General features: G+C 70.9%; 12 protein-coding genes. 7 read left to right on the top strand and 5 right to left on the bottom strand.

Features of this window, described 5'->3' with window-relative positions:
* Positions 1-16 precede the first annotated feature (16 nt).
* Together O7614_RS29485 and O7614_RS29480 are read right to left on the bottom strand one after the other, a co-directional pair.
* The gene (locus tag O7614_RS29485) at positions 17-601 is read right to left on the bottom strand and encodes a hypothetical protein (protein WP_278141650.1); all 585 of its coding nucleotides are present in this window, start codon (positions 599-601) and stop codon (positions 17-19) included.
* A gap of 772 nt (positions 602-1,373) precedes the next feature.
* Positions 1,374-1,757: a WhiB family transcriptional regulator gene (locus O7614_RS29480; protein WP_278141649.1), complete on the bottom strand. Its 384-nt coding sequence runs from the start codon at positions 1,755-1,757 to the stop codon at positions 1,374-1,376.
* A gap of 253 nt (positions 1,758-2,010) precedes the next feature.
* On the opposite strand from O7614_RS29480, the gene O7614_RS29475 reads away from it, so the two are divergent.
* Positions 2,011-2,829: a response regulator transcription factor gene (locus O7614_RS29475; RefSeq protein ID WP_278141648.1), complete on the top strand. Its 819-nt coding sequence runs from the start codon at positions 2,011-2,013 to the stop codon at positions 2,827-2,829.
* Between the two features lie 13 nt (positions 2,830-2,842).
* Here O7614_RS29475 and O7614_RS29470 read toward each other — a convergent pair whose 3' ends face one another.
* The gene (locus O7614_RS29470; RefSeq protein ID WP_278141647.1) at positions 2,843-3,262 is read right to left on the bottom strand and encodes a DUF5319 domain-containing protein; all 420 of its coding nucleotides are present in this window, start codon (positions 3,260-3,262) and stop codon (positions 2,843-2,845) included.
* A gap of 185 nt (positions 3,263-3,447) precedes the next feature.
* Between O7614_RS29470 and guaB the strand changes: the two genes are divergently transcribed.
* Together guaB and O7614_RS29460 are read left to right on the top strand one after the other, a co-directional pair.
* The gene (guaB, locus tag O7614_RS29465) at positions 3,448-5,010 is read left to right on the top strand and encodes an IMP dehydrogenase (RefSeq protein ID WP_278141646.1); all 1,563 of its coding nucleotides are present in this window, start codon (positions 3,448-3,450) and stop codon (positions 5,008-5,010) included.
* A gap of 30 nt (positions 5,011-5,040) precedes the next feature.
* Positions 5,041-6,159 (top strand): GuaB3 family IMP dehydrogenase-related protein, encoded by a 1,119-nt coding sequence (locus O7614_RS29460; RefSeq protein ID WP_269682365.1) that lies wholly within the window; start codon positions 5,041-5,043, stop codon positions 6,157-6,159.
* A 63-nt stretch (positions 6,160-6,222) separates the two neighbouring features.
* Here O7614_RS29460 and O7614_RS29455 read toward each other — a convergent pair whose 3' ends face one another.
* Positions 6,223-7,338, bottom strand: coding sequence for a sugar phosphate isomerase/epimerase (locus O7614_RS29455; RefSeq protein ID WP_278141645.1), 1,116 nt, complete (start codon positions 7,336-7,338; stop codon positions 6,223-6,225).
* A gap of 183 nt (positions 7,339-7,521) precedes the next feature.
* On the opposite strand from O7614_RS29455, the gene O7614_RS29450 reads away from it, so the two are divergent.
* Positions 7,522-8,946, top strand: coding sequence for a M1 family metallopeptidase (locus O7614_RS29450; RefSeq protein WP_278141644.1), 1,425 nt, complete (start codon positions 7,522-7,524; stop codon positions 8,944-8,946).
* Between the two features lie 103 nt (positions 8,947-9,049).
* Positions 9,050-10,507, top strand: coding sequence for a M1 family metallopeptidase (locus O7614_RS29445; protein WP_278141643.1), 1,458 nt, complete (start codon positions 9,050-9,052; stop codon positions 10,505-10,507).
* A gap of 15 nt (positions 10,508-10,522) precedes the next feature.
* Here the strand turns inward: O7614_RS29445 and O7614_RS29440 are convergent, their stop codons facing one another.
* Positions 10,523-11,641, bottom strand: a complete 1,119-nt coding sequence (locus O7614_RS29440; RefSeq protein WP_278141642.1) for an LCP family protein — start codon at positions 11,639-11,641, stop codon at positions 10,523-10,525.
* 145 nt (positions 11,642-11,786) lie between these two features.
* On the opposite strand from O7614_RS29440, the gene O7614_RS29435 reads away from it, so the two are divergent.
* Complete coding sequence (locus tag O7614_RS29435; RefSeq protein ID WP_278141641.1) at positions 11,787-13,484, top strand: GMC family oxidoreductase; 1,698 nt, start codon at positions 11,787-11,789, stop codon at positions 13,482-13,484.
* A 67-nt stretch (positions 13,485-13,551) separates the two neighbouring features.
* Positions 13,552-15,108, top strand: coding sequence for a glutamine-hydrolyzing GMP synthase (gene guaA / locus O7614_RS29430; protein ID WP_278141640.1), 1,557 nt, complete (start codon positions 13,552-13,554; stop codon positions 15,106-15,108).
* Positions 15,109-15,112 lie beyond the last annotated feature (4 nt).

The raw sequence follows: 15,112 nt of genomic DNA, 5'->3' as shown, positions 1-15,112 counted from the left end.
CGGGCTGTGCGGTGGGTCAGCTGTTCCAGTACTGGCCGACCAGGTCGGCGGCCTGCTGCTCCCACTGGGCGTACGCGTCGGGGTAGGCGGAGACCTGCACGGTCTGCGCGGCCTCGGTCAGGGGCATGTCCTGCCACCCGTCGACCTGCTTCAGGCCCTTCAGGAACGCCGTGGTGGAGTACTCGGGGTCGGTGATCTGCTCCGGGGTGCCCCAACCACTGGAGGGGCGCTGCTGGAACAGACCCAGCGAGTCGTGGTCGTTCATATCGCCCAGGTGGCCGAGGTTCTCCAGCTTCGACTCCTGCAGGCTGGTGGCGATCGAGATGACCGCGGCCCGCTCGGGCAGGCCGGCCTTCTTCGTGGCGGCGATGATCGCCTTGACGTTGGCGGTCTGCTCGTCGTTGAGGGTGATGTGCGACTGGTCGCCCTGGGTGCCGTGCGGGATCAGCTGGGCGGTGTCCGGCTTGTCGGCCTGCACCGCTACCGCGACCGGCTTGGCGTCCACGGAGTTGTTGTGTGCGGCGATCGGGCCGGCGAACACACCACCGGCGAACGCGAGACCAGCAACGGACAGCACGCTCTTACGCATGATCGTGTTCATGGGGAAGCTCCTTCGGGGGTAAGGACACCCGCCTGAACGGTTGCGGATGTGAGCACCTCGTCCGGCGCTGCAAACGGGGGAAAAGTCAGGGGTCGGCGCCTGCGGGCCGGGGGCTGCTCGCGGCGCGGGTCCGGCCCGTACGAGCGGGGGCCCGTGAAGCCGGGGTCGGCGACCTACCAGCCGGACGGCTCGTGACGCCGGGTCCGGGTGTAACGACCGGGGGCCGGGGCTCATTCCCGGGGGCCATCCGTTGGCACTCGCGGGGGCCTGCGACGCTAGGTCGGTCGCTCGTGGGGACTGCAACGACCGCCCGGTGGCCGGCATTCCAGCCCGGGCTCTCGGCTGGCGGGCCTTGGTACTGCGATCGTCAGGGGATGTAACGACTCCGGGCCGGCCATGATTCCGGCCAACGAGTGGGGCCGGTCACCGGACGGTACGCCCTGAACCGTGCATTCAGCCGCAATGGGCTACACCTGGAACAGGTCAGACCCGACATAACGCCCGAATGCTCGCGAGCGTTGTGCCCGTCACGGCTAGGGCCCAAAGCATCCTGGTCGGAACGCGCCGGAACGGCCCATCGAAGCGGACGGACCGGAACGCCCCGGAACGGCCCATCGAAGCGGACGGACCGGAACGCGCCGGAACGGATCAACGGAGCGGACGGACCGGAACGCCCGGTACCGGAGGGGCGCGGGAACGCGCCCCGAACCCTGGAACGCCGGAACGCGCCCCCGAACCGGGGGCGCGTTCCGCGATGTAGGTACGTGTCGAGTCAGGCCACGTTGCGTTGGATCGGAATGGTCGACTTGTGCGGGTGGCCCAGTCGGGCCTCCAGGCGCGTGATGTCGACCCGGGCGTGCCGGCGGTCTGCCAGGTCCTCCCAGCCGACGGCGAGTAGCCGCAGCCGCTCCGACTCGCTGAAGCCGCCCCACACGCCGTACGGTTCGCGAACCGACAGGGCGTGCGCGGCGCATTCGGCGCGGACCGGGCAGGTGCGACAGACCGACTTGGCGGCGGACTCGCGACGAAGTCGGGAGGAGCCGCGCTCGCCGTCGGGGTGGAAGAACTGGGCGCTGTCCCGCCCTCGGCAGGCACCGAGCCGCTGCCAGTCCCAGAGATCGACGATGGGTCCGGGCAGTCTACGTACGTTCGACATCAGCACCCCTCCTCCCGCGCGGCTCCGCGAGAATCCTTGTGGCCGGTGTCCGGGCGGCGGGCCGCGCAGGCGCACCGTTCCCGGCCTGGACCCCCCGGTACCCGGGCTGTCGTCACCTCACACGTGTGTGATCGAAAACGTCCCGCAAATTGCGGCTTTTGCCCCATCTGTCGGAAAAGTTCGAAGGATTGCCGGGAACCCCCTCCCGAGCCGACCCCGTCATGGTCTGCTCGTTGGCGGAGAGGAGACCACAGTGCGTAGCGTCCTTGTGTGCGTTCGGACACCACTCGCGGCCCAGCACCTTACTTCTGCTGCCGCGCGGCTGGGGTTGTCAGCAATCGTTCGTACCGCCGTCTCCGATCCTGAGGTGATGCTGCGGCTGGCCGAGCGACCGGCCGACGTGGTGCTGGCCGACACGGCCCTCACCCGGCCGGACAGCGCCGGCTTCGTCCGTCGGGTGTTGGCCCGCGCCCCGCAGGCCGCGGTGCTGTTGCTCGGCACCGAGGAACCCGAGGCTGCGGCGGCCACCATCAGCGCCGGTGCCCGGGGCCTCATCCAGAACGTCGACCACGATCTGACCAGCGCGGTGGCCAAGGCGCTGCTGCTGCTCGCCGCGCCCGGCCGGGCCTCCCGTCAGCGGATCACCGACCCGGCCCGGAACGCTGCGGCGGTGGGCGGTTCCGGTCGCTCGGGGCCGTCCCCACGTGGCTCCGGCGAACCCGACTGGACGGCCGCGCCTGGCGAGGGAACGGCGGGTGTGCCCTCGGTGCCCGTGCAGCGGGGGGACGACGAGGCCGAGTCGGCGACCGGCGAGTCGCCGGCGGAGCAGACCGATCCGGCACGGCCCACCCCGAACGCCCGACCCACCCGTGCGTCGATCGGGCTGACCGAGCGTGAGCTTCAGGTGCTGCTGGGCATGGCCGAGGGCAAGAGCAACGCGGAGATCGGCCGGGAGCTCTTCGTCTCGGAGGACACCGTCAAGACGCACGCCCGGCGGTTGTTCCGCAAGCTTGGTGCCCGGGACCGGGCGCACGCGGTCGCAGCGGGCTTCCGCGCCGGCCTGGTCGCCTGACCGAACGGCGGCGTCACTGGGTGGCGGTCGGGGTGCCCGGCTCGTCCTCGGTGCCTTCGGACAGCGTGTCGTGCACGCCGTCGGCGTAACCCCGGGCGTAGTCCCAGGTCACGTAGTGGTCCGGGTCGGGGTCGTAGGCCGGCTCGTGCACGCGGGGGCGACCCGAGTTGAGCAGGTGCCGCAGGTTGCCCCGGAGCAGGTCCCAGTCGAAGTAGTGCGGTTCTCGGCAGTCCTCGCATTCGATCACCAACCCGCGGACCCCGATCGGAGCCAGCAGGGCCTGGTAGATCTCCAGGTCGGCGAGGTCTTCCAGCACGTCCTGCCGTTCGACGTCGGTCAGCGGATCCGGCGTCGCGTCATCGCCCGGGTCATCCAGACCGGCGGTCGGATCGGCCGGGTCGCCGTTGAACGGGTCGATGGGCTCGTCGTGCACCCCTTCACCGTAGACCCAACGCGGCGCGGACGTCCGCCCCCCGGCCGCGCGCCGGGCCGGGCCGCCACGGACGGGTCGCCCAGCTCACTGGGTACGATGAGGCGACGTGCCGGCACCGTGGCGCGCTCCGGTGCCCGCCCGCGCCACCTCGCTGAAGCCCATCCGAGCAGCTCAGGGGAGCAATCGTGGAAAATTCGCCCAGCACCGATCTTCCGGCCGGCGTCGAGCACGCCGACCTGGGCGGCCACCTGCCCGAGCTGCCGGCCGGCTCCGCTCGGGTGGTTCCGCTCGGGCTCACCTTCGACGACGTGCTGTTGCAGCCGGGCGAGTCGGACGTGGTGCCCAGCCGGGTCAACACCCGTACGAAGCTCACCCGCAACGTCGAGTTGTCGATTCCGTTGCTCTCCAGCGCGATGGACACGGTGACCGAGGCCCGGATGGCGATCGCCATGGCCCGCCAGGGCGGCATCGGCGTGTTGCACCGCAACCTGTCCCTGGAGGACCAGGCGCTCCAGGTCGACCTGGTCAAGCGCTCCGAGTCCGGCATGATCACCAACCCGGTGACCGCCAGCCCGGACGACACGCTGCGCGAGGTCGACGAGCTGTGCGGGCGTTACCGCATCTCCGGGGTTCCGGTGGTGGACGGCGACGGCCAGTTGGTCGGCATCGTCACCAACCGGGACATGCGTTTCGTCTCGGAGCCGGACACTCCGGTCCGCGAGATCATGACCCGCACCCCGCTGATCACCGCCCGGGTGGGTGTGAGCAAGGACGACGCGTTGGCGCTGCTGCGTCAGCACAAGGTCGAGAAGCTGCCGATCGTCGACGACTCGGGTCGGTTGCGTGGCCTGATCACCGTCAAGGATTTCACCAAGAGCGAGCAGTACCCGGACGCCAGCAAGGACGACGCCGGTCGCCTTCGGGTCGCCGCCGCCATCGGCGTCGGCGAGGACGCGTACAAGCGGGCCCGTGCCCTGGTCGACGCGGGCGTCGACGTGCTGATCGTGGACACCGCGCACGGCCACCAGCGGGCCGTGCTGGACATGGTCCGTCGGCTCAAGGCCGACGTCACCGTCGACATCATGGGCGGCAACGTGGCCACGTACGCCGGCGCGAAGGCGCTGGTCGACGCCGGCGCCGACGGCGTCAAGGTGGGCGTGGGGCCGGGCGCGATCTGCACCACCCGGATCGTCGCCGGGGTCGGCGTGCCGCAGGTGACCGCGATCATGGAGGCGGCCCGTGCCGCCCGTCCGGCCGGTGTGCCGGTGATCGGCGACGGCGGCATCCAATACTCCGGCGACATCGCCAAGGCCCTGGTGGCCGGCGCCGACACGGTGATGCTCGGCAGCCTGCTGGCCGGCTGCGAGGAGAGCCCCGGCGAGCTGATCTTCGTGAACGGCAAGCAGTACAAGACGTACCGCGGGATGGGGTCGCTCGGCGCGATGCAGTCCCGGGGCCAGGCCAAGTCGTACAGCAAGGACCGCTACTTCCAGCAGGACGTGCTCAGCGACGACAAGCTCGTCCCGGAGGGCGTCGAGGGCCAGGTTCCCTACCGGGGGCCGCTGTCCCGGGTGGCCCACCAGCTGGTCGGCGGGCTGCGGCTGGCCATGGGGTACGCCGGCGCGGAGAACATCCCCGACCTGCACCGCCGGGGCCAGCTCATCCGGATCACCGCGGCTGGCCTGAAGGAGAGCCACCCGCACGACATCCAGATGACCGTCGAGGCGCCCAACTACCACACCCGCTGACCCACCACCCCCAACCACCAGGAGTCCCCCATGCGTGACGTGGTCGAGATCGGGCTGGGCAAGACCGCGCAGCGCGGTTACCACCTGGACGACATCGCCATCGTGCCGAGCCGCCGCACCCGGGACGTCGACGACGTCTCCACCTCCTGGCAGCTCGACGCGTACCCGTTCGGCATTCCGTGCGTCGGCCACCCCTCCGACGCCACCATGAGCCCGGCCTCGGCGGTGCGGCTCGGTCAGCTCGGCGGCCTCGGCGTGCTCAACGTCGAAGGGCTCTGGACCCGCTACGAGAACCCGACCAAGGTGCTGGAGGAGCTGGCCGGCCTCGACGAGGACGCCCGCGCCACCAAGCGGCTCCAGGAGGTGTACGCCGAGCCGATCCGCCCGGACCTGATCGCCGAGCGCGTGCGTGAACTGCGCGCCGGCGGCGGCACGGTGGCGGTGCGGGTCTCCCCGCAGCACACCCTCGCGCTGGCCCCGGTGATCCTGGACGCCGGGGTGGACATCCTGGTCATCCAGGGCACCATCGTCTCGGCCGAGCACGTGTCGACCACGGACGAGCCGTTGAACCTCAAGGAGTTCATCGCCGACCTGGACCTGCCGGTCATCGTCGGCGGTTGCACTGACTACAAGACGGCTCTGCACCTGATGCGCACCGGCGCGGCCGGCGTGATCGTGGGCATCGGTGGCGACGAGTGGTCGACCACCGAGTCGGTGCTGGGCATCCGGGTGCCGATGGCCACCGCGATCGCCGACGCGGCGGCGGCCCGTCGCGACTACCTCGACGAGACCGGCGGCCGGTACGTGCACCTGATCGCCGACGGTGACATGCAGACCTCGGGCGACATCGCCAAGGCGCTCGGTTGCGGCGCGGACGCGGTGATGCTCGGTGAGCCGCTGTCGCTCTGCGACGAGGCGCCCGCCGGCGGCGCCTGGTGGCACTCTGCGGCGAGTCACCCGTCGCTGCCGCGTGGCGCGTTCGAGGTCGCCGGTGAGCCGCTCGGGTCGATGGAGGAGTTGCTCTTCGGGCCGGCGGACGAGGCCGACGGTCAGCTCAACCTGTTCGGTGGTTTGCGTCGGGCGATGGCCAAGTGCGGCTACCGCGACCTGAAGGAGTTCCAGAAGGTCGGCCTGGTCCTCGACCGCTGACCCTTCCGTCACACCACGAAGGCCGGCCCGCACGGGCCGGCCTTCGTCGCGTTCAGCCGGGTGTTACTTCTCGACGTAGATGGTCAGGTCGGACATGTTGCGGTAGCTGGTCGCCGCGAAGTCGAGCGACTGCCCCCTGTTGTCGACGCCGCCGGGTGCGGTGTCCATCTCCCAGTTGGCGTGGTGGAAGTTGCGCTCGCCGATGGTCTGGAAGAACTGCTGGAAGTTGATGTCGCCGTCGCCGAGCGGAACCATCTGGTGGCCGTTGGGGACGCTGGTGTCCCGGTCGCCGTCCTTGGCGTGGAAGAGCGGGAACCGGGTGGTCCGGTCGGCCACGGTGAGGATCGGGTCGAACAGGTCGGTGACCTCCTGGCCGGCCGCGTTGACGTACTTCTGGTGCTTGTAGCGGGCCACGTAGGCCCAGTAGATGTCGAGCTCGAAGAAGACGTACCGCGGGTCGGTGATCTCGAAGAAGTATTCGAGCCGGCGGATGCCGGACGACCTGGTCTGCCGGCCCTGCGCGTCGCGCGGGCCACGGTCGATCAGGAAGCTGTACGCGGCGTCGTGGTTGTGCGTGTAGAGGCGCATGCCCCGGGCCTTGGCCTGCCGGCCCAGCTCGTTCCAGATGTCCGCGGCGGCGTCCCACTCGGCCTTGTAGGCGCTGTTGGTCGGGTCGCTGCCGGTGCCGATGTTCTTCATGCCGAGTTCCTCGGCGATGTCCAGCTGCTGTTGGAAGGTGGTCGGCTGGATCGTGGCGTGGGTGCCGTTGGCGACCAGGCCGTTGTCGTCGAGGATCTTGCGGATCTCGGTCGGGGTGATCTGCCGGCCGAGGATCTCGGTGCTCTGCGTGTAGCCGGCGAACTCGATCTCCTTGTAGCCGATCTCGGCGAGCCGGGCGAGGACGCGCTCGAAGCCGTAGGGCACCCCGCTGTCGTCGGGTGCGGCGGTGATCCGGTCACGGACGCTGTAGAGGATGATGCCGCGGTTGCGAGCCGGGATCAGCGGCTCGACCCGCAGCTTGCTCGCGTTGCCGGGGTTGGCGAGTGCGGGGGTGCCGGTGGCGAGGACCGGCAGGCCGGCCGCGCCGATCGCGGCGGCGGCGCCGGCGGAGGCGGCGAGCAGGGACCGACGGCTGAGCCGGCCGGTGGTGGTGGCGTCGGGTGCGGTGTGGTCGGGCATGGTTCCACCTTTCGCGACGGTGGTCGGGACCAGACACTAACGTCGGTCCAAGTCGAAAGATAGATTCGATCGATCGTCACTTTTGTTTGTTCCAACGAAAGTGACTGATGATCGTCGATATTGGCCGCGCGGCGGGTGGCGCTGACTACGCTCGTCCTGACCGCGATGCCGCAGGAGGAGTGCATGGTCCGGACCCAACGGACGCCGGCCGGCGGTCGGCTGGTTGTCACCGCCGCCGCGCTGACCTGCGTCGTCGTGCTGGTCACCGCCGGCTGTACGGGTGACGACCGCGACGGCTTCCGGCCCGGCGCCGCCGACGCCGGCGATCCGTACGTGCCGGGGCACGGCAACGGCGGCTACGACGTCACGCACTACGGCCTGGACGTCCGCTACGACCCGTCGACCGACCGGCTGACCGGGCAGGCGGTCATCACGGCCACGGCCACCCAGGACCTGTCCCGGTTCAATCTGGACCTGGTCGCCCTGGATGTCGGCGGGGTGCGGGTGGGCGACGCACCGGCCGACCACCGCCGGAGCAAGGCCGAACTCGTGGTGACCCCGCGCGACGGGCTCCCTCGCGGTCGCCAGTTCACCGTGACCATCGACTACGCGGGAGTGCCCACCGCCGTCGAGGACGGTTCGTTGGGCAGCGGCGGCTTCCTGCACACCGCCGACGGTGCGGTCGCGCTCGGGCAACCCGACTCGGCCGCCACCTGGTTCCCGGTCAACGACCACCCGTCGGACAAGGCCAGCTACGACCTGGCGGTGACCGTCCCGGACGGCCTGGCCGCACTGAGCAACGGGGTGCCCGGCCCGAAGAGCAGCGCCGACGGCTGGACCACCTGGCGCTGGTCGGAGCGCGCCCCGATGGCCAGCTACCTGAGCACCCTGGTGATCGGCGACTACCGGGTGGTGACCGACACCCACGCCGGCCGGCCGATGGTCACGGCCGTGGCGGCGAGCCTGCCGGCGAACGGTGGCGCGGCCAACTCCCTGGCCCGCACCGGGGAGATCGTCGACTTCCTGGCCAGCCGCTTCGGCCCGTACCCGTTCGACTCGTACGGCGGGATCGTGATCGCCGACGACCGGGTCGGGTACGCGCTGGAGACCCAGTCGCGCCCGGTCTACGGGCCGGCCTTCTTCGCCGACGACCGGCCGAACGTGGGCGTCGTCGTGCACGAGTTGGCCCACCAGTGGTTCGGCGACAGCGTGTCGCTGGCCAGGTGGGGCGACATCTGGCTGAACGAGGGCTTCGCCAGCTACGCCGAGTGGCTGTGGGAGGAGCACGACGGCGGCCGGACCGCCCAGCGCAACTTCGAACTCCAGTACGCGAAGACCGACTGGTCACAGCCGTCGGTCGAGCCCGGCCGGGACCTGATGTTCGGCACGGCCGTCTACAAGCGCGGGGCACTCGCCGTGCACGCGTTGCGCCGGACCGTCGGTGACGACACGTTCTTCCGCATCCTGCGGACCTGGACCGCCGAGCGGGCTGCGGGCAACGCGACCACAGCGGATCTCGTCGCGCTGGCCGAGCGGGTGGCGGGCCGGCAGTTGCGGCCGCTCTTCGACGCCTGGTTGGTGGGCGGGTCGGCCCCCACGCTGCCGTGACGGAGCCGTGATCACCGGTCGATATGCTCCCGCCTGCGATCAGCGCAAACCGCTGTTCCGCGCGGAGCGGCGTAGGCCGCCACCGCCACACGGGGAGGACGAGATGCGGGTGACGCGGCACAGAATGCGGATGGCCGCCGGTCTGCTGGTGGCCGGGGCGCTCGCGCTGTCCGGGTGCGGCTCGACGGCACCGACGGCGGCGCCGTCGCCGATCGCGTCCCCCACCCCGTCGCGGACGTTCACCCCGGGCGCGGAGGGGGTCGGCGACGCCTACTTCCCGAGCTACGGCAACGGCGGGTACGACGTCGGGCGGTACACGGTCAAGGTGCGCTACGACCCCGCGAAGGACCAGTTGACCGGCACGACCACCGTGCAGGCCACCGCCACGGCCGACCTTTCGACGTTCAACCTCGACCTGGCCGGCCTGACCGTCACCGCGGTCACCGTGGACGGTGCACCGGCGACCCACAAGCGGAAACGGAACGAGCTGGTCATCACGCCAGCGTCCGGTCTGATCAACGGCAACGGGTTCGTCGCCGAGGTCACCTACGAGGGTGTGCCGAAGCCGCTGAAGAACGAGATCCTCGGTGACGGTGGCTTCCTGCACACCGCCGAGGGCGCCATCGCGCTGGGCCAGCCCGAGTCGGCCAGCACCTGGTTCCCGGTCAACGACCACCCGTCCGACAAGGCGGCGTACGACTTCGAGGTCACCGTCCCTGATGGTCTGACCGCCGTCAGCAACGGTGTTCCCGGCGGGAAGACCAGCGCGGACGGATGGACCACCTGGAAGTGGTCGGAGACGTCACCGATGGCGAGCTACCTCAGCACGCTGGTGATCGGCAAGTTCCGGATCACCACCGGCGAGCACAAGGGCCGTCCGGTGTACAACGCGGTCGCCACCAATGTGGCCAAGGGCGCCGCGGACACCTCGATCGCGCAGACCGTCAAGGTGGCCGACTACCTGGAGAGCGTCTTCGGGCCGTACCCGTTCGACGCGTACGGCGGGGTGGTGGTCTCGGACAGCCGGATCTCGTACGCCCTGGAGACGCAGAGCCGGCCGGTCTACTCCGCCGGGTTCTTCCGGCAGGGCGAGAACACCGAGGTGGTCGCCCACGAGCTGGCGCACCAGTGGTTCGGTGACAGTGTCGCGCTGGCCACCTGGGAGGACATCTGGCTCAACGAGGGCTTCGCGACGTACGCGGAGTGGCTCTGGGCCGAGCACACCAAGACGTACACGGCCAAGCAGGCGTTCGACTTCCGGTACGCCCAGGTGCCCGCGCAGGTGTGGAAGACGCCGCCGGGCAAGCCGGGTGTGAAGCAGCTGTTCAGCGAGTCGGTCTACCAACGCGGTGCAATGACCGTGCACGCCCTGCGGGTGGCCGTGGGCGACAAGGCGTTCTTCGAGATCGTCAAGACCTGGGCCGCGGAGAAGCGCAACGGCAACGCCACCACCGCCGAGTTCGTCGCCCTGGCCGAACGCATCTCCGGCAAGCAACTGGACGCGGTCTTCGACGCCTGGCTCTACGGCACGAAGAAGCCGGTCCCGCCCAAGCGCCTCTGAGCCGGCGAGCGCGGGTCAGTTCTTGACGACCAGGGTGGGGTGGGCTGCCAGGTAGGCGTCGGCGCGACCGGCACGGAGTTCCGTGATGAAGTCACGCCCGACCTTGGTGAGCTGTTCGCCGCGGTAGGCGCTGCCCTTGCCGACGCCGGAACCGGGCAGCCCCACCAGCACGAACTTGTTCTCCGGCACCCCGCTGAGGGCGTACGCGATGTCGACGATCCGCCGACCACCCACGTAGATCAGGGTGTCTCCGAGTGCGGCGACCACCTGGTCGACCCGCTCGGGTTGCCGGGCCAGGTTCTCGTCCAGGATCTTGCGGGTGAGCGCCTTGATCAGTTGCTGCTGGTGACGCTGCCGGGCGTAGTCGCCGCCGGTGATGTAGCGCTGCCGCGCGTAGTCGAGTGCCTGCCAGCCGTTGAGGTGCTGCTCGCCCTTCTCGTAGACCTGCTGCGGCCCGGTGTAGCCGCCCGGCGCGCTCTCCCGGTACTTGCCGTCCGGTCGGCGGTGCAGCGATTCGACCCGCTGGTCGACGTAGATGTCCACCCCGCCGAGAGCGTTGACCAGCCGGTCGAACCCGTTGAAGGTGAGCACCGCGCCGGCGTCGATGCGCAGCCCGGTGTACCCGCTGACCGTGCTGCGCAGCAGCTCGTACCCCTGGGCCGTGTTCGGCTCCTTCGGTTTGCCCGGCACCCGGCTGCCGAAGCTCATCGCGTGGGTGAGCTTCGTCTTTCCGCCCTTGTAACCGGCCTTCGGGAACGCCGGGATGTCGACCAGCAGGTCGCGGGGGAGCGAGAAGAGGTACGCCTGGCCCAAACCCTTCGGCACGTGCAGCACCAGCACGGCGTCCGAGTGCGGTTCCCACCCGGGCACGCTGACCCGGGTGTCCACGCCGACCAGCAGCAGGTTGAGCGGGCCGGTGATGTCCGCACCCGGCGGTGGGCCGCTGGGGCTCGGGGTGGGCGTGCCGACCGGCGACGGGGTCGGCGAGCCGGCCACCGGGCCGCCGCCCGGCTTGCTGTCACCGGTCAGCCGGGTGATCACCACTGCGCCGGCCGCGACAAGCGCGACCGCGGCGAGGGCCGCCAACCCCAGCAGCAGCCATCGTCGGCGCGGCGCCATCGACCCGAGGATCATCTTGGATTCCTTCCACCCGTCTGGTGAACAACGCTCCGACGGGTGCTCCGGGTTGCGGCCGGGAGGCGCCGGGTCGGTCGGCCGGAGCATGATCGCGCGTAAACTGCCGCTGGCGCGAGCGCTACTCGCGAGTAATGATGCGCCCATGCGGTACGACGTGCTCGTCATCGGGTCCGGCTTCGGCGGTGCCGTCACCGCGCTCCGGCTGGCCGAGAAGGGGTATTCGGTCGCCGTGCTGGAGGCCGGCCGGCGCTTCGCCGACGACGAGTTCCCGCAGACGTCCTGGCGGGTCCGCCGGTTCCTCTGGGCGCCGAGGCTGGGCTGCTACGGCATCCAGCGGCTGACCCTGCTCCGCCCGGCCCGCCGAGGTTCCGGCAGCGGGGTGCTGGTGCTCTCCGGCACCGGGGTGGGTGGCGGCTCGCTGGTCTACGCGAACACCCTCTACGAACCGTTGCCCGCCTTCTACGTCGACCGGCAGTGGCGCGACATCACCGACTGGCGCGACGAGTTGGCCCGCCACTACGACCAGGCCAAACGCATGCTCGGCGTCACCACGTACCCGGTGGACACCGGCGCGGACCGCGCCATGCGGGCGGTGGCCGAGCGGATGGGGGTGGGGCACACCTTCCACGCCACCCCGGTCGGCGTGCACATCGGCCGCCCCGGCCGGCGGGTCGCCGACCCGTACTTCGGTGGTGCCGGCCCGGAACGCACCGGCTGCCTGCACTGCGGCGCGTGCATGACCGGGTGCCGGCACGGCGCGAAGAACACGCTGGTCAAGAACTACCTGTGGCTCGCCGAACGGCTCGGGGCCACGGTGCTGCCGATGACCACGGTGACCGCCGTCCGTCCGACCGCCGACGGTGGGTACGACGTACACGCCGAACGCACCGGCGCGTGGCTGCGCAAGCGACGGCAGGTCATCCACGCCGACCAGGTGGTGTTCGCGGCCGGCGCGCTCGGTACCCAACGACTGCTGCACGCCATGCGGGCCGACGGCGTGCTGCCCCGGCTCTCACCCCGCCTCGGCGACCTGACCCGGACCAACTCGGAAGCGATCCTCGGTGCCTCGGTGCCCCGCCGACGGGCGCGGTCCGAGCGGCTGGACTACACCGAGGGGGTGGCCATCACCAGCTCGTTCCACCCCGACCCGCAGACCCACGTCGAGCCGGTCCGTTACGGGCGTGGTTCCAACGCCATGGGCCTGCTCCAGTCGCTACTCGTCGACGGTGGCCCCCACCGGGTGCGGCGGTGGCTGGGCAGCGTCGTGCGGCAACCGCGACTGGCCGCCCGGATGTTGTCGGTGCGCGGCTGGTCGGAACGGACGGTGATCGCCCTGGTCATGCAGTCGGTGGACAACTCGCTGACCACCCGGTGGCGGCGCGGCCTGCTCGGCCGTCGGCTGGTCACCGGCCCGGGCCACGGCACCTCCAGCCCCACCTGGATCCCGGCCGGTAACGCCGCCGCCCGCATGCTCGCCGAGGAGATCGGCGGCACTCCGGGCGGCTCGCTCACCGAGCCGTTCGACATCCCGATCACCGCGCACATCCTGGGCGGGGCGGTCATCGGCGCCACACCGGCCGACGGGGTGATCGACCCCTGGCACCGGGTGTACGGGCATCCGGGGCTGCACGTCGTCGACGGCGCGGCGGTCTCGGCCAACCTCGGCGTGAACCCGTCGCTGACGATCACCGCCCAGGCGGAACGGGCGATGTCCTTCTGGCCCAACAAGGGCGAGGAGGACCCCCGCCCGCCGCTGGGGTCCCCGTACCGCCGGCTGGCAGCCGTACCCCCGCACCAGCCGGCGGTGCCGGCGGACGCCCCGGGCGCGCTCCGTCACTGAGCCCGGCCGACTCCGCAGGGCGAGCCGGTGCCGGGCGCGGCCGTGACTGTCGGTAGGCTTTGTGCACATGAGCCTGCCTCGCCCTGTCCTCGTGGTGGACTTCGGAGCCCAGTACGCCCAGCTCATCGCCCGCCGGGTCCGTGAGGCGAAGGTCTACTCCGAGATCGTGCCGCACTCGATGCCGATCGCCGAGATGCTGGCGAAGAACCCCGCCGCGATCATCCTCTCCGGCGGCCCGGCCAGCGTCTACGCACCTGACGCGCCGCAGATCGACGCGGGCGTGTTCACCGCCGACGTGCCGGTGTTCGGCATCTGCTACGGCTTCCAGGCGATGGCCCAGGCGCTCGGCGGCACCGTGGCGAAGACCGGTAACCGCGAGTACGGCGGTACGCCGCTGCGCCCCCGCCTCCTCGACCCCGGTGTGCTGCTGCGTGACCTGCCTGCCGACCTGCCGGTGTGGATGAGCCACGGCGACTGCGTCACCGAGGCCCCGGAGGGCTTCACGGTCACCGCCGAGTCGGCGGGCGCGCCGGTGGCCGCGTTCGAGGATCTGGCCGGGCGGCGTGCCGGCGTGCAGTTCCACCCGGAGGTCGGGCACACCGCGCACGGCCAGGAGATGTTGACCCGTTTCCTCTACGACATCGCCGGCATCGAGCCGACCTGGACGCCCGAGAACATCATCGACGAGCAGGTTGCCCGGATCCGCGCCCAGGTCGGCGACAAGGAGGTCATCTGCGGCCTGTCCGGCGGGGTGGACTCGGCGGTCGCCGCGGCGCTGGTGCACAGGGCGGTCGGTGACCAGCTCACCTGCGTCTTCGTCGACCACGGTCTGCTGCGCGCCGGCGAGGCCGAGCAGGTGGAGAAGGACTACGTGGCCGCCACCGGCATCAAGCTGAAGGTGGTCGACGCCGCCGACCGGTTCCTCGGCGCGCTGGCCGGGGTGACCGATCCGGAGCAGAAGCGCAAGATCATCGGTCGGGAGTTCATCCGGGTCTTCGAGGCCGCCGCCCGCGAGATCGCCTCGCACGGCGACGTGGAGTTCCTCGTCCAGGGCACGCTCTACCCCGACGTCGTGGAGTCCGGCGGCGGCACCGGTACCGCCAACATCAAGAGCCACCACAACGTCGGCGGTCTGCCGGAGGACCTGAAGTTCGCCCTGGTCGAGCCGCTGCGCACACTCTTCAAGGACGAGGTCCGGGCGCTCGGTCTGCAACTGGGCCTGCCCGAGGCCATGGTCTGGCGGCACCCGTTCCCGGGCCCCGGCCTGGCCATCCGGATCATCGGCGCGGTCGACCAGCAGCGCCTCGACCTGCTCCGCGAGGCCGACCTGATCGCTCGCGAGGAGCTGACCGCCGCCGGTCTGGACCGGGGCGTGTGGCAGTTCCCGGTGGTGCTGCTCGCCGACGTGCGCAGCGTCGGTGTGCAGGGAGACGGGCGCAGCTACGGGCATCCCGTGGTGCTGCGCCCGGTCTCCAGCGAGGACGCGATGACCGCCGACTGGTCACGACTGCCCTACGAGGTGGTCGCCCGGATCTCCACCCGGATCACCAACGAGGTGGCCGAGGTGAACCGGGTGGTCCTGGACGTGACCAGCAAGCCGCCGGGCACCATCGAGTGGGAGTGAGCGC

Source organism: Micromonospora sp. WMMD961 (assembly GCF_029626145.1).
Classification (GTDB): domain Bacteria; phylum Actinomycetota; class Actinomycetes; order Mycobacteriales; family Micromonosporaceae; genus Micromonospora.
This window is presented reverse-complemented; position numbering and strand designations above follow the sequence as displayed.